Origin of the sequence: Stenotrophomonas sp. GbtcB23 (genome assembly GCF_019091045.1) — a bacterium.
Taxonomy (GTDB): Bacteria; Pseudomonadota; Gammaproteobacteria; order Xanthomonadales; family Xanthomonadaceae; genus Stenotrophomonas; species Stenotrophomonas rhizophila_A.
In genome coordinates this window covers 52,014-75,531 of sequence record NZ_JAGXKC010000018.1, presented here as the reverse complement: position 1 = coordinate 75,531, position 23,518 = coordinate 52,014, and the positions used below count along the sequence as shown (strand labels likewise).

The following is a 23,518-nucleotide window of genomic DNA, read 5'->3' as shown; positions in this document are numbered from 1 at the left end:
CCGTGTTCGAGCTGGTTCCCCCTGAACTGTTGTGGTTGGTGGCGATCGCCTTCATCGCCGGCCTGGTCGATGCCGCCGTGGGTGGTGGTGGGCTGGTGCAGTTGCCCGGACTGTTCACGGTGCTGCCGCAGCACACTCCGGCAATGCTGTTTGGTACCAACAAGTTCAGTTCGATGTTCGGCACCGCCGCAGCGGCATTCCGCTACGCGCGCAATGTGCGCTTCCCCTGGCGACCGGTACTGTTCGCGGCCACCACGGCCTTCGTGTTCTCGTTTGCCGGGGCCACGGCGGTGAGCCTGCTGCCCAAGGACGCGGTGCGCCCGCTGGTGCTGGTGCTGCTGGTGGCGATGCTGGGCTACACGCTGTGGAAGAAGGACTTCGGCGCCCTGCACCGGCCGCGCGAGATCGGCCGCAAGGAACTTGCCACGGCGCTGGCGATCGGCGCGGTGATCGGCTTCTACGACGGCTTCTTCGGGCCGGGCACCGGCAGCTTCCTGATCTTCCTGTTCGTGCGCTTCTTCGGGCTGGATTTCCTGCGCGCCTCGGCCGCCTCGAAGGTGGTCAACCTGGCCACCAACGTGGCCGCGATCTCGTTCTTCGTGCCGACCGGCAACATCCTGTGGCTGTTCGCCATCCCGATGGCCACCGCCAACATCGTCGGTTCGGTGGTCGGGACCCGGCTTGCGCTGCGCGGCGGCACGCCGTTCATCCGCAAGCTGTTCGTGGGCCTGGTGGTGGTGCTGATCGCCCGGATGGGCTGGGACACGTTCGCCGGCTAGGCAGGTCAGTCCTCGACCTGCCCGGCCGCGCTGCGGGTGCGCTCGGGAAGCTTGAGCCGCTTGCCTTCTTCGTCGTACTCGATCAACAGCACGCCGGAGTCGTGGCGGCCGCTGATCTCGACGAAACAGGCGCCGCCGATGAAAGGCTCCAGCGTCATCACCGATTTCAGCGGGGTGGCCACCACCATCTGGAAGCCGAAGTTCTCGAAGATGTTCATCGCCAGGGCGGTGAACTCGTTGTCGGCCTTGTCGAACGCTTCGTCCAGCACCACGGCGGCGTAGCTGGGCAGCTGGCTGTCGGCGCCGCCGAGCTGGTAGCGCAGCGCCGCCGCCAGGCAGGTGGTGGCCAGCTTCTGGCGCTGGCCACCGGACTTGCCGGCGCCGCTGCGGTAGATCTCGACCTGCTGGCGGGTGGCGGCGTCCAGTTCCACGCCGATGAACTCCACATGCAGGCGTACGTCGAGCACGTTCTCGCGCCAGCGCTTGTCCTCGCCTTCCTGCGAGCCCAGCCGCTTGACCAGCTCGCGCAGCACGGCGAACTGGGTCTCGGCGACGTCGCGCTCTTCGGTCTGGTGATGCGACAACACTTCGCGCAGGTGCTGGTGGAACTCGAGCACTTCCGGCAGGCGCCGGTCGCTGAGCTCGATGGTCAGCAGGGTGCCGCGGTTGAATGGTACCTGCTCCAGCGATGCATTGACCTCGTCCAGGCGCTGGCCGATCGACTTGCGCGCTTCGGCGCTGTGCCGCTGCAGGGCGAGCAGGTTGTTCTTGCTCTGGTTCTGCAGCAGATCGAAGAAGCGCTCCTCGTGCTGCGGCAGGCCGTCGCGTTCCAGCCGCGCCAGGCGCGCCAGGTAATCCTCCGCGGAAGCCACCGAGGCGGTGAAATCACCGGACTCCTCCGGCCACGCCTGCGCGAAGCGCCGGAAGCAGCCCACCAGCTGGGTCTCGACCCGGTGCACGTCCTGCTGGGACGAGGCCAGGCTTTCGTTGATGCCCTTGCTGATCTCGCGCATGTGCGCTTCCAGCGTTTCCAGGCTGAGCCCGCCGAGCAGATCCAGGCGCTTCTTGAGCCCGGCTTCCTGGGTGGCGCCCAGCGCCGGCAGCACCAGGGCGCGGCTGCGCTGGCGCTGGGCATCGAGCTTGTCGCGTTCGCGCGAGAGCTGGATGAGCTCCACCCGTGTGTCTTCGTAGGTGCGCCGTGCCTGCACGATGTCCGCACGGGCCTGGTCGATCTGCTGGGCCAGCCGGGCCAGGTCGGTATTGCCTTCGCGCAGTTCGCGCAGTGCCGTTTCGATGTCCTGCAGGCGTTGCAGCGCGGTGGCGATGTCGACCTCCTCCCACACCACGTTCACCAGCTGGTGGCAGGCCATCCGACGCTCGTTGTCGAGGTCACGCTGACCGCGCAGGCGCACGACATCCTCGTCGCAGGCGGCAATGCGTTGCGCCAGTTCCTGCGCTTCGCGGCGGAACAGCGCCAGCTTTTCCTGGTTGTTGAAGCCCAGCAGCCAGCGACGGCGATCGCCGATCGCGCTGCGGTCATCCTTCTCGAACCGGTCGCCGGGATGCTTGACCTGGCCTTCGCGTGAAATGCCGCGTTCGACATCGCGCAGCTGCCTGGCATCGACGCACTCATAGTCGAAGCGTTTGCCCAGCTCGCGGCGCAGCCATGGCTCGAACACGCTGTCGCGCAGCTCCAGCTTGTGCAGCAGCGAGCGCGCGGACGGCGAGCGTGCGATCGCGTCGTCGTTGCGGCGGACCCGGTAGTAGGTCAGGCGCATGCCCAGCTGGGTGCGATTCACCCAGGCGTTGATCTCGTTGTAGTGCTTGTCTTCGACCAGCAGCGACTGTGCAAAGCCGAACAGCACGCGCTCGATCGCACCCTGCCAGGCACTCTGGTCTTCGTGGACCTGGATCAGCTCGCCCACGAACGGCAGTGCGGCCTCGGGCACGCCGGTTTCTTCGGACATCCGGCTGCGCAGCTTCTGCAGCGGCGCGGGAATGCTGGAGGGGTTGCGCTCCATGGCCTCCAGTTCCGCGCGGACATCGGCGAAACGGCGGGTATCGTCCTGCTTGCCAGCCTGGCGCTCGGAGATGGCGTCATCCAGGGCGGCGGCAGCCTGCTGGCGGTTGTCGAGTTCGCCCTGCGCGCGCGCAACCAGCGCAGCGAAGCCATGGGCGTCATCGGGAAGTTCGTTCTGCAGCCTGGCGGCGGCCTGGCGGGCCTGCTCGCGCTTGGACTGGCGGCGGTCCAGTTCGGCCTGGGCCCGGCCCTGTTCGCGTTCGAGTTCCTCGATGCGCTCGCCGCCCTGCTGGCGGCGCTGCAGCTCCAGCTCGGCCAGGTGCTCCTCATGGTTGGCCAGGGCCTGCCGGCGCTGGGTTTCTTCACCCTGCAGCCCGCGGTTGCGCACATCGATTTCCTGCAGCCGCTTCTCGAGCAGCAGCTGCAGGCGCGACTCGCGGAAACTGTCCAGGCCCAGCTTCAGCGTCTCCTCGTCGGCACGCTGCAGGTTCATCGCCTTCAGTTCGGCATGCAGCGCGCGCGCCGGCAGGAGGGTTTCCACCTGAAGGCGGGCGGTAACCACCGACTTGTGTGCGCCATCCAGTTCGGCGAAGTCGCTGACCAGCCGTTCGGCGGCATCGAAGGTGCGCGGCGTATCCAGCATGAAATCGCGCAGGAAGACGTTCAGGTCGCCCAGGTTCTTGGCCGACTGCGTCTTGTGCAGCAGGCGTAGCGCCATTTCATTGTCGATGCCCAGCAGGTGCCGGAAGCGCTCGGCGTAGCCGGTGAAGCTGTCGAAGTGGTGCACATCGCCCAGGCGCTGCTTGAGCTTGCGCAGGTCCAGGTCGAAGCCGCCCAGGTCCTTGGCGATATCGAACGGGCGCTCGGCGATCAGGTAATGCTTGCGGACGTCGGCGGCGGCCGCGCCGTTCCCGGCGATCCAGAACAGCCGCACCAGGCTGACCACGCGACCATCGCCGGCGCGGTACTCCAGCACCAGTGCGGTCCAGGTGGCGCCCTTGCGCAGGTATTGGGTGGCAATTTCGCCGGTGCCCCGGTCCTGCTGGTCCGCCCATGCGCCACGCACGTAGGAGACCAGGTTGCGGTCGCGGCCGCTGCGTTCGGCTTCGCGGGCGGCGGCGTTGAAGTCCACGATCGACGGCGGCACCAGCATTGCCGACATGGCATCGAGCAGGGTCGACTTGCCCGAACCGGAACGGCCGACGAACAGGAAGCCGCGCTCGGCGATCGGAACTTCGGTCAGGCCGTTGAAGGTGCCCCAGTTGTGCACCTGCAGCCGGCGCATGCGGAACTGCTGCTGGCGCGGGTCCGGCAGCCCTTCGGTGAACAGGGCAGGAGTGTTCTTGGAGATGGCCATGCGTTATCGGTCGTTCCGTTCAGGCTTTGGCAGCAGGGGTTTCGCGCAACTGGCGGTACACCGACGAAAGTGCGGACACGTCTTCGGCGGAGAACAGCAGCTTCAATGCGGGCGATACTTCGTGCCGGTCTTCCTGGCCCGCCAGGCGGGTCAGGATGTGGTTCTCTTTCATCTTCTGCACCGCCGCGGCAACGCGACGGTTGAACCCGGCGCGGTCGGTGGAAAGGTTCTTCTCGTAGATCGCCAGCGCTTCGGCCATCTCGGTGTCGGCCACGACCGCGCGATTGCCGCGCGCGTCGGCCTCGGCCAGCTGCTGGCGCAGGTACAGCAGCAGCACCGAGTCGATGAAGGTCAACGGCGAGCTGCGCAGCAGCACCGGCGCTTCGACGTCTTCGGTGTCGGCCTGGCGGGTGAAGGCCACGCCACTGTCGCGGTCCAGCACCAGTTCCAGGAACAGGTCGGCCAGCGAGGAGCGGATGGCCGCTTCACTGCGGATCAGCGCCGGCCACAGCTTGGGGTGGCGCAGCTGGTCGATGCTGGGGCCGATCAGCAGCTGGCACAGCGCGCGGCGCCCATCCAGCGGCAGCCGGCCGGTGTCGCCCAGGTAGTAGACGTCGTTGTTCCGCCGCGGCAGCGGCGTGACCACTACCGGCTCTGCGTCGAGGTCGGGTGCGTCACCGTCGATCAGGGCGGCGTCGTTGGAATCTTCATGCCAGCTCATGGCGTTTCTCCTGGGTGAACCAAACCAACGGGATACGGGCCCGCCGCCACTGTCCATCGCCGCCCCGCCAATGCGCGGTTTCCTGTTCGCCCTCCACCACCGTGCCGTAGCGCGTGCCCAGCGACAGGTAGCCGATCACGCTGCCCAACCCCTGCGGCGCGTCGCGCTGCGACAGGGCCTGGGCAATGCTCAGCTTCGGTTGGATGGCCAGCAGGTCGTGCAGGTCGCGGCGCAGGGTGCGGAAGTCGATTTCCGACGAAGCCACCAGGTCGCCGACGCTTTCCAGCGAAATGCTGGCGGCATCGTTGCGCTGCACGCTGCCATCGACGTGGGCGCTGCGCGGGTCATGCAGTTTCCACTGCGACCACGAGCGCAGGCGGCTGGTGGTCAGCTGCAGATCGCGGCCGATCGGCCGCTGGGCGGTGAATTCATCGCGCAGCGCCAGTGCTTCGGACTGCGCCTGCTTGAGCAGCTGGTTGAGCCGGCGCTGCTCAAGATACCCACGGCTCTGCACGAAGCCGCGCAGGCTGCGCGCGAAGTGCTGCAGGACATCGTGGACCTGGCCGCCGCGGTCGAGCATGGTACCGGTGAAGCCGCGCAGGAAGGCGCGCTCGTCGCGGTCCAGCTTGCGGGCGAAGCCGCGCGCGAGCACGGTCTCCAGTGCAGCATCCAGCTGGGCGCTCTGTTCGGCATCGTTGAGCAGCCGCCAGAACGCCTGGAAGCTGCGCCCGGCGTCGCTGTCGCCGATCACATCCACGCCTTCGAACAGCCGCGACAGCACATCGCCGCGCTCGCTCTCGTCGTCGATGATGCGTTCGCGGAACTCGCGGTTGAGCCGTTCGAAGTCGTCGCGGACACGGCGGAAGTCTTCAGTCAGATCGTCGGCCAGGCCGATGATCTGGCGCGCCCGCTCCAGCGCGCGCTTGCCATCCAGGGTCGCCACGCGGCCAACCCCGACCCGCGCGATCTCCGCGTCGATGCGGTCGCGCTCGTCGCGCAGCGCCGACAGGCGCGCGTCCGGATCGGATTCGGTCTGCGCGGCCAGCTGCGAGAGCTGCTCGATGACCAGCGCCAACCGGCTTTCGGTGGCCGCCACGCGCGTCTGCTCCAGGCTGTCGGCGAAACGGATCGCCTGCAGCGCCTGGGTGGACAGTTCGTACTGCTCCTGGTCGGCGCCCTCGGGCAGTCGCCGCTCCAACCAGCCCTGGGCCAGCCAGTGGGCGATGTAGGCCTGGGCGGTGCGCGGCAGCTCGCGCGACAGTTCTTCGCCATTGAGCTGGTCCAGCGCGCGCTGCAGGCGCTCGTGCAGCGCTGCCGCCGGCAGGGTGCGCTCGCCGTCCATCAGCAGGCTCTGCAGCAGGCCGATGATCTCCGGGGCGTTGGCAGCGGCCAGCAGCTTCCACTGGGGCTGTTCGCGCAGGGTGCGGTAACGGGTGATGCGTTCGCGGTGCTTCATGCAGCCAGGACATCCGGATAGACGCCGCGCGGCCAGGCGCCGCGCAGCGGGAGGGGCATCGGCCCGGCACGCTCATGCCGGGCGCGCGGCGTACTCAGCGCTTGCCGCCCACTTCGATGAAGCGCAGGAATTCGGCCCGGGTGCGGGCGTCTTCGCGGAAGCTGCCCAGCATCTTGGAGGTGACCATGCTCACGCCGCGCTTGTGGATGCCGCGGGTGGTCATGCACTCGTGCGCACCTTCCACCACCACGCCCACGCCGATCGGCTGCAGCACGTCCTGGATGCACTGGGCGATCTGCGCGGTCATCTTTTCCTGGACCTGGAAGCGGCGGGCATAGGCCTCCACCACGCGGGCCAGCTTGCTGATGCCCACCACCTTGCCGGCCGGCAGGTAGCCGACGTGCACGCGGCCGATGATCGGCGCCATGTGGTGTTCGCAGTGGCTTTCGTACTCGATGTCGCGCAGCACGATCAGTTCGTCGTAGCCGGCAACCTCTTCGAAGGTCCGTTCCATGTAGGCACGCGGGTCGTCGCGGTAGCCGCTGAACCAGTCGCCATAGGCTTCGGCGACGCGCCGCGGGGTGTCCAGCAGTCCTTCACGGGTGGGATCTTCACCCGCCCAGCGCAGCAGGGTGCGCACGGCCGATTCGGCCTCGTCCTGGGTCACCGGGGTCACGTCGTTGTCTTGTTTGCTCATTACATACAGCACCCGAAGGGGGGCGAGCATCGTACCCGACAGAACCCCCGGGCGTCCCCCGGCCGTTGGGCTGCGGTTGGGCCGGGGGTATTGATAGGAATGAAATTAGTAGTATCCTATCTATCTGCCATGAAACGCTCCCTCGACGAACGCACCCAGCTGCAGATGCAGCTCAGCTCCGGCCTGCTCCACTCAGGGCGGCAATGGCAGCGCCTGGCCGACCAGGCGTTGGGCAGCTATGGCATTTCCGCCGCCTGCACCATGCCGCTGCTGATGATCGGCCGCGCCGGCGGTGGTATCCGCCAGGTCACCCTGGCCCAACAGCTGGGCATGGAAGGCCCCTCGCTGGTGCGCCTGCTGGACAAGCTGTCGGCCAGCGAGCTGGTGCGCCGCGAAAGCGATGCCAGCGACCGCCGGGCCAACCTGCTGTGGCTGACCGACAAGGGCGAGGCGCTGGTAAGTGCGCTGGAGAGCCAGCTGATCGGCCTGCGCCAGGACGTGTTCGGCGAGCTGACCACCGAGGAACTGCGCACCGTGCTGAAGCTGTGGAAGCTGCTGGCCGAGGCGTCCGACCGCGTGACGTAAGCCGCTGCCCTGCCCCATCTCCCGGTGTTGTCCTGCGACGCCGTGGTGTTCCCCTTTCCGCTTTCCTGCGAACTTCCTGCCCCGATGTACGGTGAATTCAGTCTCTATGGTGTGTTCGTCCCGACCCTGCTCGGGCTGATGCTGCTGGCCTACCTGCTCAAGAGCGGGCTGCGCCTGGTCCTGCAGCGCACCGGCGCCTACCGCCACATCTGGCACCCCGCCCTGTTCAACCTGGCCGTGTACGTGATCGTGCTCGGCGGGTTGTTTTCCCTGATGCGTTGGATGCAATCGTGAACAAGATCCTCAAGCACACCTTCCCGGTCGTCCTGACCGTGGTTGCCGTCATTGCCGCCCTGCTGGTGCTGCGCCACCTGTGGTCGTACTACATGGACGAACCGTGGACCCGCGATGCGCACGTCAGCGCGGACGTGGTCCAGGTCGCGCCGGACGTGTCCGGGCTGGTGGAAGCGGTGAAGGTGGCCGACAACCAGCCGGTGAAGCGCGGCGAGGTCCTGTTCGTGGTGGACCGGGCGCGTTACCAGATCGCGCTGGAACAGGCCCAGGCCACGCTGGGCGAACGCCGCGCCACGCTGGAGCAGCTGCGGCGCGAGATCGCCCGCGACCGCAGCCTGCAGGACCTGGTGGCCGCCGAGGACGCCGAAGTGCGCCGCGCCAAGCTGCAGGCCGCGCAGGCGTCCACCGCCACCGCGCAGGCCGCGGTGGACCTGGCCAAGCTCAACCTGGCCCGCACCGAGGTGCGCAGCCCCAGCGACGGCCACGTCAACGACCGCACCGTGCGCGCCGGCGACTACGTCACTGCGGGCCGCCCGGTGATGGCGGTACTGGATACCGGCTCGTTCCGGGTGGATGGCTACTTCGAGGAAACCCGCCTGCGCGGCGTGCATGCCGGGCAGAAGGTCGACATCCGCCTGATGGGCGAGGCGCAGCCGCTGCAGGGCCACGTGCAGAGCATCGCCGCCGGCATCGAGGACCGTTACCGCAGCGAAGGCTCCAGCCTGCTGCCGAACGTGACCCCGGCGTTCGACTGGGTGCGGCTGGCCCAGCGCATCCCGGTGCGCATCCACATCGACACCATTCCCACCGGCGTGAACCTGATCGCCGGCCGCACCGCCACGGTCACCATCGAGCCGGACGCCGCCACTCCCACCCCGACGCCGGCGCAACCGGCACGGGCGGCCCTGTGAACCGCCCGGCCCTGCACCGCATCGCCTTCGCCCTGGCGCTGACCAGCAGCCTGGCCGCATGCCGCACGGTCGGCCCGGATTACGCGGTACCGGCCGGTTCGGCTTTCCAGCGCCCTGAGGCCAACGCGGCGTTCATCGACACCGCCAACCCGCAGGTGGCCCCTGGCGCCGAGCTGCCGGCACGCTGGTGGGAGCTGTACCAGGACGCCACGCTCAATGGACTCGTGGAACAGGCACTGCGCGACAATGTTGAACTGAAGGTGGCCGATGCCAACCTGCGCCGCGCCGCCGCCGTGTACGAGCAGGCGCTGGATGCCGGTGGTTTCGAATACGAAGCCGAAGCCGGGGTCAGCCGCGCGCAGCTCTCGGCCGAATCGTTCCTGCTCGAGCACGAGCTGCCGCCGATCAACCTGGCCGACGGCAAGTTCGCGGTGTCCTACCAGTTCGACCTGTTCGGCAAGCTCAAGCGCGCCTCCGAAGCCGCGCGGGCCGATGAGCAGTCGGTGGCTGCGGCGATGGACCTGGCACGGGTCTCGCTGGTGGCCCAGGTCGCCGGCAGCTACGTGGAGATCTGCCACGCCAACCACGAACTACACGTGGCCGAACACTCCCTGCAGCTGCAGCAGCGCAGCCGCGAGGTGACCCAGCGGCTGATCAGCGCCGGGCGCGGCACGCCGCCGGAACTGGCCCGCGCCAACGCGCAGGTGGCGATGCTGGAAGCCGCACTGCCGCCGCTGCAGGCGCAGCGCCAGGCCTCCGAATACCAGCTGGCCGCCCTGCTCGGCCGCACCCCGGGCCAGCTGCCCGAGGGCGTGGACGCGTGCGACCACGCCCCGACCCTGGCCCAGCCGCTGCCGGTGGGCGATGGCCGCGCGCTGCTGCAGCGCCGCCCCGACATCCGCCAGGCCGAACGCAAGCTGGCCGCGGCCACCGCGCGGATCGGCGTGGCCACCGCCGAGCTGTACCCGGACATCCGCCTGGGCGCGTCGCTTGGCGCGGCCGGCCTGCTTGCTGATTTCGGCGAACCGCTGACCCAGCAGTGGTCGTTCGGCCCGCTGATCTCGTGGACGCTGCCGTCCTCGGGCACCCACGCGCGCATCCACGCCACCGAAGCCGGGGCCGATGCGGCGCTGGCCGAGTTCGACCACAGCGTGCTGCAGGCGCTGCGCGAAACCCAGACCGCGCTGAGCCGCTACGCACACGACCTGCAGCGCCTGCAGTCGCTGCAGCAGGCGCAGGCCCAGGCGGCGCTGGCCGCCGAGCAGAACCGCCGGCTGTACCAGGGCGGGCGCACCCCGTACCTGTCCAGCCTGGACGCCGACCGCACCCTGGTGTCGGCCGATGCCACGCTCGCGCAGCAGCAGGCGCAGGTCTCGCGCGACCAGATCCAGCTGTTCCTCGTCCTCGGCGGCGGCTGGAACGCCGACGCGGCGGCACAGGCGCCCGCACCGACGGTAGTGCCGACTGTTAGTCGGCATGCTGCCAATCGGCATGCTGCCAGTCGGCACGCCACAACCCAGCAGCACTAACCCAATGCTCCTGCTCGACCGCCAAGCCTGGCTGTTCTCGGTAAAGACCTTCCTGGCCGCCCTCGCCGCGCTCTACATCGGCCTGGCCGGCAACCTCTCGCGCCCGTACTGGGCGATGGCCACCGTCTACATCGTCACCCAGCCGATGCTGGGTCCGACCCGGGCCAAGGGCGTCTACCGCATCGTCGGCACGCTCATTGCCGGCGCGGCCACGCTGTGGATGCTGCCGCACCTGGTGGAAACGCCGCTGCTGCTGAGCGCGGCGATGTCGCTGTGGCTGTCGGCGTGCCTGTTCATCGCCCTGCTCAACCGGGGCCCGCGCGGCTATGCGTTCCTGCTGGCCGGTTACACCACCGCGTTCATCGGCTTCCCGGCGGTGACCTCGCCGGACACCATCTTCGACACCGTGGTGGCGCGCAGCGAGGAAATCATCCTGGGCACGGTGGTGGCGGTGCTGTTCGCCTCGCTGTTCTTCCCGACCTCGGCGCGGCCGATGCTGCGCGCGCGGATCGGCAACTGGATGGACGATGCCGCGCAATGGTGCCGGCAGATCCTGCTGCGCGGCCAGGCCCATGGCCCGCGCAACCGGCTGGCCGCCGACCTGGTGCAGTTCGAGGCGCTGATCGAGTTCCTGCGCCGCGATGACCCGCGCCATGCAGGCGCAGCGGTGTCCATGGAGCGCCTGCGCGAACGCATGTTGCTGATGCTGCCGGTGCTGTCGTCCATCGCCGACCGGCTGGGCGCGCTGCGCGCCGGCGGCCGCGCGCTGCCGCCGGGGCTGGAGCCGCTGGTGAACGACATCGCGCACTGGCTGGAACAGCCGGGCCGCTCCAGCGCCAGCGCGTACGCCGCGCTGCGCGCGCGCATCCTGGCGCTGAAGCCGGCGGTGGATGGCGAGCTGGACCACCTGCTGCTGGTCACCCTGCTGCTCCGGCTGGAGGAGCTGGTGGACCTGTGGCAGGACTGCGCCACGCTGCACCAGGCCATCGAGAACGGGACCGCGCCGCTCGACGTCGCCCACTACAGGATCAACGCCAAGCGCCTGGGCGCCAGCCGCCACGTGGACTACGGCATGGCGCTGTTCTCGGCGGCCAGTGCCGGCGTGGCGCTGATGACCTACTGCGCGCTGTGGATCGGGCTGGGCTGGGAAGGCGGTGGCAACGGCGCGATGATGGCCGCGGTGGCCGCCGCGTTCTTCGCCGCGCAGGACGACCCGGCGCCGAGCATGCTGCAGTTCCTGCTGTGGGCGATCGTGGCCAGCCTGGTGGCGGCGGTGTACCTGTTCGGCGTATTCCCGGCGGTGCACGACTTCGGCAGCCTGGCGCTGGTGCTGGCGGTGATCTTCCTGCCCCTCGGGCTGCTGCTGCACCGGCCCAAGACCGCGCTGATCGGGCTGCCGTTGACGGTCAACCTGGTGGCGCTGCTGAACGTGCAGAACACCTACAGCGCCAACATCCAGAGCTTCATCAATTCGTCGGTGGCGATGTTCATCGGCATTGGCTTTGCGGTGGTGATGACCCGCCTGTTCCGCTCGGTGGGTGCTGAATGGACCGCCCGCCGCCTGGTGCGTCAGGGCTGGACCACGCTGGCCGAAGCGGCCGAAGGCCGTGGCCAGCAGGACCGCCAGCAGTTCGCCGCGCGCATGCTGGACCTGCTGGGCCTGCTCGCCCCGCGCCTGGCGGCCACCCCCGAAGGCAGCGACATCGCCTCGGTGGACATGCTCACCGAGGCCCGCATCGGCCTGAACATCCTGCAGCTGCGCCGGGCACGGCATGGGCTGCCGGCGACGAGCATGCAGGCGATCGAGGCGATCCTGGACGACGTGGCCGCGCATTACCGCGCCCAGGTGGCGCTGCGCCGGCCACAGCCGGCGCCACCCGCGCTGCAGGCCAAGCTGGAGGCCTCGCTGAAGCGGGTGCAGACGGTGGAGGCCGGCAAGGCGCGTGATGAAGCGCTGATGGGCGTTCTGGGGCTGCGCTATGCGCTGTTCCCGGAGCAGCCGGCGGTCACACAGGGGGGAGTATCCTGACGCCCTGCATTCCTGCATGGAACAAGGTAATCCCAATGAGTTACGACGTGATGGTGTTCGACCCGGCCGTGGCGCCGCGCGAAGCGGAGGCGTTCCTGCAGTGGTACAACGCGCAGACCGAATGGAACGAGAAGCACGAGTACGACGACGCCGCCGTCTCGGTGCCGGCGCTGCAGGCCTTCTTCACCGAACTGGCCGAAGATTTCCCGCCGATGGACGGCCCGCTGTCCGATGACGAGGATGACCGCCCGCAGGTGACCGACTACAGCATCGGCACCCATATCATCTATGCCTCGTTCGACGACGAGGTGGCCGAAGACGCCCATGGCAAGGTGCAGATCCTGGCCAACAAGCACCAGATCGGCTTCTTCGATGTCAGCGGCGACGGTGCGATCGTGTACCCGGACGGCACCGTGCTGATTCCCGGGGAAGAAGAAGAAGAAGGCGACGCCTGATTCTGCAAGCGGCGGTAGCGCCTTTCTCTACCAGAGTTCGCCTTGGGCGGGCGCTGCAGGTGCAGCCGGGCAAGGCCCGGCTCTACCATTCAGTCGCTGCGCCAGCCCGGACAACCGGCTGGCATGCCGCGCCAACGCGGCCTGCATCACCTCTGCACTGCCCAGTACATGCAATGCCTGCCGCGCGCGGGTCATGCCCGTGTACACCAGCTCGCGCGACAGCACCCGGTTGTCGCGCCGAGGCAGCTGCAACCAGACCTCATCGAATTCCGAGCCCTGTGCCTTGTGCACGGTCATGGCGAAGGCGCTTTCGTGGGCGGGCAACGCCGCCGGGTGGAAGGCGCGTGGCTGCTCCGGGCTGTCGCCCGGGAACCAGGCCAGCATCGCGCCTTCGCGGCTGCGCAGGCACAAGCCGATATCGCCGTTGAACAACCGGTGACGGTAACTGTTTTCGGTGATCAGCAGCAGCCGGCCATGGAAATAGCGCGGGCCACTGCCCGGGCGCGCGCTGCCGGCCAGGGCGGCTTCGATCCGCTCGTTCAGCCCGCGCGCACCCTGCGGCCCCTCGCGCAGCGCGGTGAGCAGGCGCAGCCGGCCGGCCTGCGCCAGCGCCTGCACCGGATCATCGGCTTCGCCCAACCCGCGCCAGTGCGCCAGCAGGGTGTGCCGGTGCTGCAGCAGTGGGTCGACCTGGTCTTCGTGGAACGCCACGCCGGCCAGGCTGCCGCCGCGCAGCAGCTGCAGCGCGGTGGCGCTGTCGCCCTCGCGCACCGCGCGCGCCAGCGGCGCCAGGTCCAGCGCATCGCTCTGCCGGTACCCGCGCTGCAGCTGCACGCGGCGACCGGCGAAGGCGCGGGGCGGGGCCAGCGGCAGCAACGCAGGGGCGGCCAGCAGCGGGCGCAGCGCGGCCGCGTCATCGGCCTGGGTGCCCAGCCCGTCGCCGCTGGCCTGCAGGATCGCGCTGAGCACGTCACCGGCTTCCACCGACGGCAGCTGGTCCGGGTCGCCCAGCAGCACCAGCCGGGTGCCGCTGGCCACCGCTTCGACCAGCTTGGTCATCAGCGGCAGGTCGATCATCGAGGCCTCGTCCACTACCACGATGTCGTACGGCAGCGGGTTGTCGGCGTGGTGGCGGAAGCGTGGCGAATCGGGAATGACGCCGAGCAGCCGATGCAGGGTCGCCCCGGTGGTCGGCATGGCCTCGGCCAGTTCGGACGCGACACCCACCAGGCGCAGCCGCTGCAGCGCCTGGCGCAGGCTGTCGGCCATGCGCTCGGCGGCGCGGCCGGTGGGGGCGGCCAGTGCCACCCGTGGCAGGGCCGCACCGGCCTGCTGCGCCTGCGCGGCCAGCAGCACCAGCAGGCGCGCGATGGTGGTGGTCTTGCCGGTACCGGGGCCACCGGTGACCAGCACCAGCGGATGAAGCAGCGCTACTGCAGCCGCGCGCGCCTGGTGGTCGATGCCCTCCAGCGCCTGCGGGAACAGCTGGGCGAACAGCGTGGCGAGCCCGCCCGGATCGTGCGCCGGCAAAGAATGCGCGGCGATGCGCTGCAGGCCGAGTGCCAGACGGCGTTCGTATTCGCGGTAACGGCGCAGGTACAGCAGGCCGTGTTCGAGCACCAACGGTGCATCGGCGGCCAGCACGTCGTCGCTGTCGGGCGATGCCACCCACGGCGATGCACGCAGCTGCGCCAGCCATGTGTCCGGCGAAGGCCAGTCCAGCTCGGCATCCACCAACCGTCTGGGCGCTGCCGGGTCGACGCCGGCGTGGCCCTGCGCCACCGCCAGCGAGGCCAGCGCGGCGGCGGCCAGCACCGCATCCGGCGTCTCCGGCTGCAGCCGGCGCAGACTCTGCGCCAGCGCATGGTCGAGCGTGCGCAGGGTGCCCTGCTTCAGCAGTGCGTCGAGCAGGCTCATGCCTCACCCCGCGCGCGTGCCACCAGTTCGGCGTGCTTCCCGGGGCCGCCTGCAAACAGTGCATCCATCGCCTCGACCAGGGCCGGGGCAAAGCGCTGCGCATGCACGCCCGGTGCGTCGGCGCGTCCCGCTTCCAGGCCGCGGCAGAACAGATAGCGGATGCCGCCCAGGTCGCGCTCCTGTATGTAGTGGCTGCCCAGCCGGAAGCGCAGCCAGCGGTGCAGTGCCACGGTGTAGATCAAGGCCTGCAGGTCGTACTCGCTGCTTTGCATGGCGGCTGCCAGGCGCGCGGCGTCGTAGCCGGGCAAGCGGTTGGATTTGTAGTCGAGCACGTACCAGCGTCCGTCGCGCACGTAGGTCAGGTCGATCTTGCCGGTCATCAGCCCCTCGAGCTGGCGTCGCGTGCCAAAGCCGCGGCGGTCCGGCACCAGCCCGTGGTGGTGCAGCAGCTGCAGCAGCGCCGGCACCGCGGTGGGCTGCATGGCGAAGTGGAACTCGATCTCGGCCCGCCGGTCGTGCAGCGGCACGCTGTGCAGCGCGCCGCCTTCGGGCAGCTGCACGGTCAGGGTCTGGCCGACCAGCGGCACCAGCACCGCCACGCCGTCGTCCAGGTCGGCATCGGCGTAGCCTTCGCTGCGCAGCGATTCGCGCAGCACCTCGGCCTCATCGCCCGGTGCCGGGTCGCCCGCGCGCCAGTCCGCCCAGCGCGCGAAATCGGTGTTCTCCAGTGCATCGTGCAGCACGTTGCCGAAGCGGCTGCCCATGAAGCGCGGGTCGATCTCCGGCTGCGGCTCACCGGGCGCGGGCGGTTCCACTTCCAGCGGCAGTTCCACGCCGGCCGGTTCGTCGGCTGCCGGGGCCGGCGCTTCGGTGGCCACCGCGTCGGTGTCGTGGCCGGCGTCGGCGTGGGCCAGCTGGGTGAAGCTGTACACCCACCAGTCGTGCGGCACCCGCCGGGTGATCGCGCGCACCGGCGGCAGCTCGCCTTCGCGCTGCACTTGCAGCTGCGCCGGGCGTGGCTCCACCGGGCCTTCGATCACCGCGATGTCCGGGTGCGCGCGCAGCGCTTCCAGGTCGGACAGCATCGGCGCCAGCCGCGTCTTCGCCAGCCCGGCCAGGTCGCCGGCCGCGATCCACAACGCGTGCTCGGCGCGGGTCAGGCCCACATACAGCAGGCGCGCGTCTTCAGCACGCTGCTCCTGTGCGCTGCGCTCGCTGGCCGCGCTCCAGGCCTCGTCCTTGTCCAGCTTCCAGTGCAGCTCGCGTCGACCTTCGGCGTACACGGTGCAGTTGGAGTCGGTGTTGCCGCCACCGCTGTCGATGCCCACGAACGGCAGGAACACCAGCGGGTATTCCAGGCCCTTGCTCTTGTGCAGGGTGATGATCTGCACCCGGCGCGCATCCGATTCCAGCCGCAGCAGCTGTTGTTCATCGTCCTGGTCGGCGTGCGCCATCTGCACCTGCAGCCAGTCCAGCAGGCCGTGCATGCCCAGCGCCTGGCCCGCGGCCTGCTGCAGCAGCTCGCCGAGCTGCAGGTAGTTGGTGAGCCGGCGTTCGCCATCCAGCAGGCCCAGCAGGCGCTCGGCGTGTTCGGCGCACAGGTCGGCGATGACCGCGAACGGCCCGCCGCGTAGCCAGCGTTCCCGCCACAGCAGCAGCCGGGTCTGGAACGCGCGCTGCGGGTCGCCGTCGCGCTCCATCGCGTCGATGGAGGCGGCGTTTTCGCCCAGCAGCACGGTCGACAGCGCCGCGCGCAGGCGGCCTTCATCGGCCGGCTGCAGCAGGGCCAGCAGCAGCACGCGCAGCTCGCGGGCTTCGGCGGTCGCATACAGGCTCTGCTTGCCGGCAGCCACCGCCGGAATGCCCACCGCGCTCAGCGCGCGCTGGATGCGGGTGGCTTCGTGGTGGCGCCGCACCAGCACTGCGATGTCGCCTGGCTGCACCGGCTGCCCGCGCAGCAGCGCGCGGCCTTCGCGACCCTCCAGCAGCACCTGGTGGATCGCGGCCACGCAGGCGTCGGTGGCCTGCTGGCGCGAGGGGTCTGCCTTGAAGTCAGCACCATCGGCACTGCGCAGCAGGCGCAGGGTCAGCCCGGGTGCGGGCTGGCCATCGCGCAGGAAATCGGCATCGCTGCGGGTACTGCCCGGCAGCACCGGTTCAAAGGCGATGTCCGCTTCCAGGAACGCGCGCTCGCCTGCGGCTTCGTACAACGCCTGCAGCGCGCGCAGCACGCCGGGGCGCGAGCGGAAGTTGCGGTTCAACGCCGGTGCGGCCTCTGCTTCGCGCTTGGCCTTGAGGTAGGTGTGGATATCGCCGCCGCGGAACCCGTAGATGGCCTGCTTGGGATCGCCGATCAGGAACAGCGCCGGCGCCAGCCCGGCGTCGCGGGTTTCGGGCGAATCGCCAAACACGCGCTGGAAGATGCCCCACTGGCGGTCGTCGGTGTCCTGGAACTCATCCACCAGCGCAATGGCGTACTGTGCGCGCAGCTGCTGCACCAGCGCCGCGCGGTGCGGGCCCTCCAGTGCGGCGGCCACGCCGTCGATCAGGTCATCGTAGGTCTGCACGCGGCCGACCCGCTTGAGTTCGTCCAGCCGCGCACGGGCCTGCCCGCGCAACTGGTGCAGCAGCAGCAGCGCCTGCTGGCGCAGCCACTGGTCGCGGGCATCGGCGGCGTGCCACCAGGTCTGCAGCGCATCGAACAGCGGCGAGGCCGGGCAATGGCCCTGCTGGTCCTCCTTGCAGAACCCGAGCAACGCCACCGGCAGCAGCTTGCCCAGGTGCGAGGTGGAACCACGCGGCCAGGTGCGCGCTGCACGACCGGCCAGCAGCTCGGCAAAGGCTTTGTCGAAGCTCGGCCTCCGCGCGCGGCGACCGTCGAAGAGCTTGCGCTCGAAGGCGTTGGCGATGCTGGCCTGGGCGGCGTCGACATGCGCGTCGATCGCACTGCCGAGCGCCTCGGCGGCCACCTGCAGCGCGGGGCTGGGATCCTCCAGGTGCTGTTGCGGCAACGCGGGCAGCAGCGGCAATGGCTTGATCAGCGCCGACAGGTCGCGCGCCAGCGCATCGGGCGCGGACCACAACCGGGTCAACGCATCCACCGTGGCCGGGTCGTTGGCATGCACGCGCCACAGGTCGGCTGCCAGCTGGTCGTGCAGTTCGCGTTCGCTGGGCAGCAGCGTGGGCGGGTCGAAGGTATGCCCGCTTTCCAGCGCGTGCTCGCGCAGCACGCGGGTGCAGAAGCCATGGATGGTGAAGATCGAGGCCAGGTCGATCTCATCGGCGGCGGTCTGCAGGCGCTGGGCCAGCGCTGCGGGTGTTTCCCGGCCCAGCGCCAGTTCGCGCTGCAGCAGGTAGCGGGTCAGCTGCACCTCGGGTGCGTCGTCGGCGGCCGGTGCGCGCGCCAGCAGCTGCGCGGCCAGCGCCAGGCGCTCTCGGATGCGCTTGCGCAGTTCCTGGGTGGCCGCGTCGGTGAAGGTCACCGCCAGGATCTGGCCGATGCGGTAGCCCTGCTCCACCACCAGCCGGGTGAACAGCGTGGCCAGGGTGAAGGTCTTGCCGGTGCCGGCGCTGGCCTCGATCAGGCGCACGCCGTCCAGCGGCAGCGACAGGTACGGGTCGTCCTGCAGCATCAGCCCGCTCATGCCACGGCTCCTTCGTCGCTGAAGCCCTGGAACACCCGGCCCTCGCGGACCGCACTGAACACCACGAAGCTGGTGTGCAGCAGCTGTTGATAGCTGTCTGCGTCGGCGAACGGATCGCGGCCGCGCAGGGCCAGCTGCACCGCATCGCCGCTGGCTTCGCCCCAGCGGCGTTCGCCGCCATGCCATTGCGCCCAGCCTTCGCTTTCACGCTTGGCGGCGGGCGCGCGGTACAGCGTCCAGGCGGTGTACGGCCCGTACAACAGGGGCGCGCACATGCCTTCGCGACGCAGCTGCAGCAGCGCCTGCAGCGCCGCCCTGGCGGTGGGCGCGGGCACTGCAGGCAGCACGTGCGGCCCTACCCCGTCGTCGCCGCCGTCGTGGAATTCGACCAGCGCCAGTGCATCGCCGGCGGCGTTGGCCAGCAGCCAGTCCAGCCCATGCCGGATCGCCGCCGGGCCGTTCAAGCTGCCCGCGCGCAGGCGCACGATGCCCTGCGGGTGGATGTCGTCCACCCGCCCATGCAGGCGCACGCCATCGATCTCCACCTCATAGCGGCGGCTGTCGGCGTCGCTGTCGCCACGCCATTGGGCCAGTGCCAACGCATACGGGCGGGTCTGCTCCTGCAGGGCCTGGAACTGGCGTTCGCCCAGTGCGCCCGACGGCAGCAGCGCGCGGGCGCGCAGGCGTGCATAGAGAGGGGTGTCATCGCCCTGCAGGGTCGCCTCGATCACCGCGTGCTGCAGCAGGCGCTGCTCCAGTCCCCGGCCGGCCAGCACCAGTGGCTCCAGGTCGTCGGCGGTGGTCAGGTCATCGGGCAGGCGCAGGCCCAGCCGCTGCGACAGGAACTGCCCGGCGGGATCGACCAGGAAGCGGCGCAGCGCGTCCAGCGAGAGTTCGGGCGCGCCCTCCTGCTCCAGCGGCGCCAGCGCCTGTTCGAACCACGCCGGCGGCGCGCGACGCACGCTGCCCAGCGAACCGGCGGCCGGGTGCCACTGCTGGCGGTAGCTGAAACGGCGCGGCTCATCGCCGCCACCGAAGGCGGCCGGCGAGAACGGCTGCAGCGAATGGCGCACGGTCAGCTGCTTTGCCGCCGCCGAGGGATCCTCGTGGTATTCGGCGGCGGCATCGATCAGCTCGCTGACCAGCACCGAGGGCTCGCGCACGCTGCCATCGCGCGGGTCGGCGCCCAGGTAGCTCAGGTAGAACACATCCTGCGCGGAGGCGAACAGCTGCAGGAACAGGAAACGGTCGTCCTCGCGCAGCGAGCGGTCGCCGTGGCGGCGCTTGTCGGTACCCAGTTCGGCAGTGAGCTGGTTGAGCCCGGCGGCCGGGTCGCGGCGCGGGAAATCGCCATCGTTCAGGCCGAGCACGCAGATCACCCGGAACGGCAGCAGCCGCATCGGCACCATGCGCCCGAAGCTGATGCCACCGGTGAGCAGCGGCGCGCGCGTGTCGGCCTCGCTCAAGGCGCCGGCGAAATGTGCGCGCACTACCTCTGGCGGTACCGTACCGGTGAACCCGGCGCGTTCGGCATCGCGGGCGAACTCGTTGACCAGCTTGCGCAGCCGTTCCAGCGCGCGCTGGCTGCTGGCCGCTTCCGGTGCCTCGGGCAACAGCGCATCCAGCATGGCCAGCAGGCGCTGGCGCCAGTGCGCCGGAGTCAGCGCCTCGCCCAGTGCGCGCTGGTAACGGGCCAGTACTCGCATCAGCCGAAGCAGGCGGTCCAGCGCATCCAGCGCGCTGCCTTCCAGCTCCGGCCACGGCGCCACCCCGGCGATGTCGCCGTCGCTGCCGCTGGCATGGCCCAGCAGCAGGCGGTCCAGCGCGAACTGCCAGGTGTAGGCATCATCGTCAGGTGCCTGGTGCTGCGCGCGGTGCGCCGCACTCAAGCCCCAGCGCGCACCGGCGGCCTGCAGCCAGTCGTGCAGGCGGTCGAACGCGGCCGCATCCAGCCCGGCCGCTTCGGCCAGCGGCGCGCTCGCCAGCAGGTCCAGCACTTCATTGAGGCCAAAGCGCGACACCGGCAATCCCAGCAGGTGCACGAACACATCGGCAAGTGGTTCGCCGGTCAGCGGACTGGTATCGGCCAGGGCGTAGGGAATGTGGTCTTCGCCACCGCTGCGGCCGCCGAACACCGCTTCCAGGTACGGCACGTAGGGGTCGATGTCCGGTGCCAGCACCGCGATGTCGCGTGCCTGCAGCGGCGGATCGAAGCGCGGGTCCTGCAGCAGCGCACGCAGCTGGTCGTGCAGCACTTGCAGTTCGCGCAGGCGGGTGTGGCAGGCATGCACCTGCAGGCTGGGGTCGTTGCGCAGCAGCCCCGATCGCAACGCACCGGCCGGTTGCGCGCGGCGGTGGAACAGGTCGCGCTGCAGGCGGTGCAGCAGGCTGTCGGACAGGCCGCCGTGCGCCATGTCCGGGCGCGCGTCGTCTTCGGGATCGTCGTAGGCCGCGATCTCACCGGACGGATGCACCACTTCATAGCTGCCCAGCACCGCCATGAAGTCGCGCCCTGCCGCGCCCCAGGCCTGCAGCAGGCGGTTCTCATCGCTGCCATTGCCGAACGGATCAACCGCGCCAGCACGCAGCCGCCCGCCCAGCGTCTGCAGGTCGCCCCAATAGGAACGCGTCGGCGTGGGCAGGTAGAAGTGCAGCGTGCCGACCCGCGCCTGGGTGGCCACCACGCGCAGCACATCCGGTGAGACGTTCAAGGTGGCGAAGGCGAACAGACGCGGCGGCAGCCCCGCCGGCAACGGACGGTCCGCGCCTTCGAAGCCGTCGAGATAAGCATGGATGCGACGCGCGCGGTACTGGTGGCCGCTGCCGATGTGGCGCCACAGGATCGCCTGCGGATCCAGCGGGTCGGCGCCGGCCTCCCAGCGCAGCAGCCAGTCGCGGCGCCAGGCCTGGTACTTCTCGAACACCGAGGCCAGCTCCCCGGCCAGCGCCCACGGCTTGAGCGGGTCGGGCTGGGACAGGTACGCCTGCAGCGCGCGCAGCGGCGGCTGCGCCATCAGCAGCGGGTCGGTCAGCGCGGCGTACAGCTTCCAGTGCAGCGCGGCGGCAGTGAGGTCGTCATGTTCGCCCGGCACATTGGCATTGAGCGCACGGGCCACGAACTCGCCCGGGGTCAGGAACGCCAGGTTGGCGGCGATGCCATACTCCGCCGCCAGGGTGGACTGCAGCCAGCGCCGCATCGCCACCTGGGGAATCAGCACCACGTCCGGCTCCAGGATCGACTGCCCCGCCACCGGCTCGCGCAGGGTGCGGGCCAGCAGCGCGGCCAGCACGTCGAGCGAATTGGAGTGGTACAGGCGGAAGTCTGAAGCGGGGTCGGTCATCGCGGCAGTGTGCCGCAGCCCGGCGCCAATCTCGACCCTCGCCGATACGGGCGGCAAGCCGGTGACGTCTGTGACCTCCCGCACAGATCAGGGCGGTACGCACTGTTGCGGGCCGGGAACCGCGCCGTGGCGGGGCTTGGGATGCCGACATGCGACAATACTGCACGGTCCAGTTCGGTTTTGTTCAGCCGCCCACCACGATCTTACAACGTTGGAATTTTGTTAATGGCGTCCATGACGGCTTCCGCAGAACCGCTGGTGCAGTTGGAGAACGTGCGAATTGATCGCGGCGGTCGGGCGATCCTGCGCGACGTTTCGCTGTCGGTACCGCGTGGCAGCATCACCGCCGTGCTCGGCCCGTCGGGCAGCGGCAAGTCGACGCTGCTGGCCGCCCTGACCGGCGAGCTGCGCCCCGCGGCGGGCAGCGTGACCCTGTTCGGCCAGCCCATTCCCTCCGGCAGCAGCGCGTTGCGCGCGATGCGCCGCAGTGTCGGCGTGCTGCTGCAGGGCAATGGGCTGCTCACCGACCTGACCGTGGCCGAGAACGTAGCGCTGCCGTTGCGCACGCATACCCGGCTGCCGGCGCCGGTGCTGCGCCGGCTGGTGGACATGAAGCTGCACGCGGTGGGCCTGCTGGCCGCAGCCGATGCCTGGCCGCGCGAGCTGTCCGGCGGCATGGCGCGCCGGGTGGCACTGGCGCGCGCGCTGGCACTGGACCCGCCGCTGATGATCTACGACGAACCGCTGACCGGGCTGGACCCGATCGCCAGCGGCGTGATCATGAGCCTGATCCAGCGCCTCAACCACAGCCTGGGCCTGACCAGCATCATCGTCAGCCACCATGTGCACGAGACCCTGCCGATCTGCGACCAGGTGATCGCCATTGCTAATGGCGGCGTGGTCTTCCAGGGCAGCCCGGCCGCGCTGGAGTCCAGCCAGGACCCGCTGCTGCGCCAGTTCCTGCACGGACAGCCGGACGGCCCGATCCCGTTCGATGCCGCGCCCCGCGCGAAGGTGGCCTGATGCCGTTCGTTGAAAGCACCCGTTCTCTGGGCCGGGCCGGCCTGTTCTCGCTGACCGTGCTGCGCGGTTCGCTGCCGACCGCCGACTTCCTGGCCGAGCTCACCCGCGAGATCTACAAGGTGGGCGCGCGTTCGCTGCCGATCATCGCGGTGGGCGGTGCCTTCGTAGGCCTGGTGCTGACCCTGCAGGGCTACCGCACGCTCACCACGTTCGGCGCCGCAGATGCGCTGTCCACCCTGCTGGGCCTGTCGCTGTACCGCGAACTGGCACCGGTGCTGACCGCGCTGCTGTTCATTGGCCGCGCCGGCAGCTCGATTGCCGCGGAGTTGGGGCTGATGCGCGCCACCGACCAGATCAAGGCGCTGGAGCTGATGGCGATCGATCCGGTGGCGAAGGTGGTGGCACCGCGCTTCTGGGCGGCGGTGCTCACCGTGCCCCTGCTCACCGGCATCTTCTGTTCGTTGGCGATCAGCGCCAGCTACTTCGAAGCCGTGCACGTGCTGGGCCTGGACAACGGCGTGTTCTGGTCGGCGCTGAGCAACAGCGTGGATTTCTGGGACGATTTCGGCGTGGCAATGCTGAAGTCGGCCATTTTCGGCGGCACCGCCGCGCTGGTGGCGTCGTACGTGGGCTTCCACGCCGAGCCGACCATCGAGGGCACGTCGGTGGCCACCACCCGCGCGGTGGTGAACGCCTCGCTGCTGGTGCTGATGTTCAACTTCGTGCTGTCGGCCATGATGTTCCGCTGACCCGCACCCCC

The 23,518-nt window shown here is 69.7% G+C and carries 15 protein-coding genes and 1 pseudogene; 9 read left to right on the top strand and 7 right to left on the bottom strand.

Translation table 11 applies throughout. From position 1 onward, the window contains the following. The first annotated feature begins 2 nt into the window (after window positions 1-2). Window positions 3-779, top strand: coding sequence for a TSUP family transporter (locus KVS69_RS09660; protein WP_217537896.1), 777 nt, complete (start codon window positions 3-5; stop codon window positions 777-779). A 5-nt stretch (window positions 780-784) separates the two neighbouring features. Here KVS69_RS09660 and KVS69_RS09655 read toward each other — a convergent pair whose 3' ends face one another. The 4 genes and pseudogenes from KVS69_RS09655 to folE all read right to left on the bottom strand — a co-directional run bounded on the left by KVS69_RS09655 (window position 785) and on the right by folE (window position 7,030). Next, on the bottom strand, window positions 785-4,156 hold the full coding sequence (locus KVS69_RS09655) for an SbcC/MukB-like Walker B domain-containing protein (protein ID WP_217537895.1): 3,372 nt from the start codon (window positions 4,154-4,156) through the stop codon (window positions 785-787). 19 nt (window positions 4,157-4,175) lie between these two features. After that, window positions 4,176-4,772: pseudogene (locus KVS69_RS09650) on the bottom strand (DUF4194 domain-containing protein); the annotation flags it as partial. A gap of 91 nt (window positions 4,773-4,863) precedes the next feature. Next, window positions 4,864-6,333 carry a DUF3375 domain-containing protein gene (locus KVS69_RS09645; RefSeq protein ID WP_217537894.1) on the bottom strand — a complete coding sequence of 490 codons (1,470 nt, stop codon included), beginning with the start codon at window positions 6,331-6,333 and terminating at the stop codon, window positions 4,864-4,866. A 94-nt stretch (window positions 6,334-6,427) separates the two neighbouring features. Then, window positions 6,428-7,030: a GTP cyclohydrolase I FolE gene (folE, locus tag KVS69_RS09640; RefSeq protein WP_068847956.1), complete on the bottom strand. Its 603-nt coding sequence runs from the start codon at window positions 7,028-7,030 to the stop codon at window positions 6,428-6,430. 129 nt (window positions 7,031-7,159) lie between these two features. On the opposite strand from folE, the gene KVS69_RS09635 reads away from it, so the two are divergent. The 6 genes from KVS69_RS09635 to KVS69_RS09610 all read left to right on the top strand — a co-directional run bounded on the left by KVS69_RS09635 (window position 7,160) and on the right by KVS69_RS09610 (window position 12,833). Then, window positions 7,160-7,615, top strand: coding sequence for a MarR family transcriptional regulator (locus KVS69_RS09635; RefSeq protein ID WP_068847958.1), 456 nt, complete (start codon window positions 7,160-7,162; stop codon window positions 7,613-7,615). A gap of 84 nt (window positions 7,616-7,699) precedes the next feature. Next, the gene (locus tag KVS69_RS09630) at window positions 7,700-7,909 is read left to right on the top strand and encodes a DUF1656 domain-containing protein (RefSeq protein WP_017354740.1); all 210 of its coding nucleotides are present in this window, start codon (window positions 7,700-7,702) and stop codon (window positions 7,907-7,909) included. Further along, window positions 7,906-8,820 carry an HlyD family secretion protein gene (locus KVS69_RS09625; protein WP_179197390.1) on the top strand — a complete coding sequence of 305 codons (915 nt, stop codon included), beginning with the start codon at window positions 7,906-7,908 and terminating at the stop codon, window positions 8,818-8,820. The genes KVS69_RS09630 and KVS69_RS09625 overlap by 4 nt, the downstream gene beginning before the upstream one ends. After that, complete coding sequence (locus KVS69_RS09620) at window positions 8,817-10,349, top strand: efflux transporter outer membrane subunit (RefSeq protein ID WP_345776800.1); 1,533 nt, start codon at window positions 8,817-8,819, stop codon at window positions 10,347-10,349. The genes KVS69_RS09625 and KVS69_RS09620 overlap by 4 nt, the downstream gene beginning before the upstream one ends. Window positions 10,350-10,353: 4 nt before the next feature. Further along, window positions 10,354-12,378 (top strand): FUSC family protein, encoded by a 2,025-nt coding sequence (locus KVS69_RS09615; RefSeq protein WP_217537893.1) that lies wholly within the window; start codon window positions 10,354-10,356, stop codon window positions 12,376-12,378. 35 nt (window positions 12,379-12,413) lie between these two features. After that, window positions 12,414-12,833 carry a hypothetical protein gene (locus KVS69_RS09610; RefSeq protein ID WP_217537892.1) on the top strand — a complete coding sequence of 140 codons (420 nt, stop codon included), beginning with the start codon at window positions 12,414-12,416 and terminating at the stop codon, window positions 12,831-12,833. Window positions 12,834-12,860: 27 nt separating this feature from the next. Here the strand turns inward: KVS69_RS09610 and recD are convergent, their stop codons facing one another. Genes recD through recC form a run of 3 tightly spaced genes read right to left on the bottom strand, consistent with a single transcriptional unit; the run spans window position 12,861 to window position 21,735 of the window. Beyond that, window positions 12,861-14,750, bottom strand: a complete 1,890-nt coding sequence (gene recD, locus KVS69_RS09605) for an exodeoxyribonuclease V subunit alpha (protein WP_217537891.1) — start codon at window positions 14,748-14,750, stop codon at window positions 12,861-12,863. Continuing rightward, a complete protein-coding gene (gene recB / locus KVS69_RS09600; protein WP_217537890.1) occupies window positions 14,747-18,394 on the bottom strand; it encodes an exodeoxyribonuclease V subunit beta in 3,648 nt (1,215 codons plus the stop codon). Before recB ends, recD begins: the two co-directional genes overlap by 4 nt. Continuing rightward, the gene (gene recC, locus KVS69_RS09595) at window positions 18,391-21,735 is read right to left on the bottom strand and encodes an exodeoxyribonuclease V subunit gamma (RefSeq protein ID WP_217537889.1); all 3,345 of its coding nucleotides are present in this window, start codon (window positions 21,733-21,735) and stop codon (window positions 18,391-18,393) included. The genes recB and recC overlap by 4 nt, the downstream gene beginning before the upstream one ends. A 234-nt stretch (window positions 21,736-21,969) precedes the next feature. Here recC and KVS69_RS09590 point away from each other — a divergent pair, with 234 nt between their 5' ends. Together KVS69_RS09590 and KVS69_RS09585 are read left to right on the top strand one after the other, a co-directional pair. Further along, on the top strand, window positions 21,970-22,758 hold the full coding sequence (locus tag KVS69_RS09590) for an ATP-binding cassette domain-containing protein (RefSeq protein ID WP_217537888.1): 789 nt from the start codon (window positions 21,970-21,972) through the stop codon (window positions 22,756-22,758). Continuing rightward, on the top strand, window positions 22,758-23,507 hold the full coding sequence (locus tag KVS69_RS09585; RefSeq protein ID WP_068847974.1) for an MlaE family lipid ABC transporter permease subunit: 750 nt from the start codon (window positions 22,758-22,760) through the stop codon (window positions 23,505-23,507). Before KVS69_RS09590 ends, KVS69_RS09585 begins: the two co-directional genes overlap by 1 nt. The last annotated feature ends 11 nt before the right edge of the window (window positions 23,508-23,518 follow it).

Excerpts from the sequence above, each read along its gene's own strand:
- KVS69_RS09655 (WP_217537895.1), bottom strand. The coding sequence starts at position 4,156 with ATGGCCATCTCCAAGAACACTCCTGCCCTGTTCACCGAAGGGCTGCCG.
- KVS69_RS09645 (WP_217537894.1), bottom strand. The coding sequence starts at position 6,333 with ATGAAGCACCGCGAACGCATCACCCGTTACCGCACCCTGCGCGAACAG.
- folE (WP_068847956.1), bottom strand. The coding sequence starts at position 7,030 with ATGAGCAAACAAGACAACGACGTGACCCCGGTGACCCAGGACGAGGCC.
- KVS69_RS09635 (WP_068847958.1), top strand. The coding sequence starts at position 7,160 with ATGAAACGCTCCCTCGACGAACGCACCCAGCTGCAGATGCAGCTCAGC.
- KVS69_RS09630 (WP_017354740.1), top strand. The coding sequence starts at position 7,700 with ATGTACGGTGAATTCAGTCTCTATGGTGTGTTCGTCCCGACCCTGCTC.
- KVS69_RS09615 (WP_217537893.1), top strand. The coding sequence starts at position 10,354 with ATGCTCCTGCTCGACCGCCAAGCCTGGCTGTTCTCGGTAAAGACCTTC.
- KVS69_RS09610 (WP_217537892.1), top strand. The coding sequence starts at position 12,414 with ATGAGTTACGACGTGATGGTGTTCGACCCGGCCGTGGCGCCGCGCGAA.
- recD (WP_217537891.1), bottom strand. The coding sequence starts at position 14,750 with ATGAGCCTGCTCGACGCACTGCTGAAGCAGGGCACCCTGCGCACGCTC.
- recB (WP_217537890.1), bottom strand. The coding sequence starts at position 18,394 with ATGAGCGGGCTGATGCTGCAGGACGACCCGTACCTGTCGCTGCCGCTG.
- recC (WP_217537889.1), bottom strand. The coding sequence starts at position 21,735 with ATGACCGACCCCGCTTCAGACTTCCGCCTGTACCACTCCAATTCGCTC.
- KVS69_RS09590 (WP_217537888.1), top strand. The coding sequence starts at position 21,970 with ATGACGGCTTCCGCAGAACCGCTGGTGCAGTTGGAGAACGTGCGAATT.
- KVS69_RS09585 (WP_068847974.1), top strand. The coding sequence starts at position 22,758 with ATGCCGTTCGTTGAAAGCACCCGTTCTCTGGGCCGGGCCGGCCTGTTC.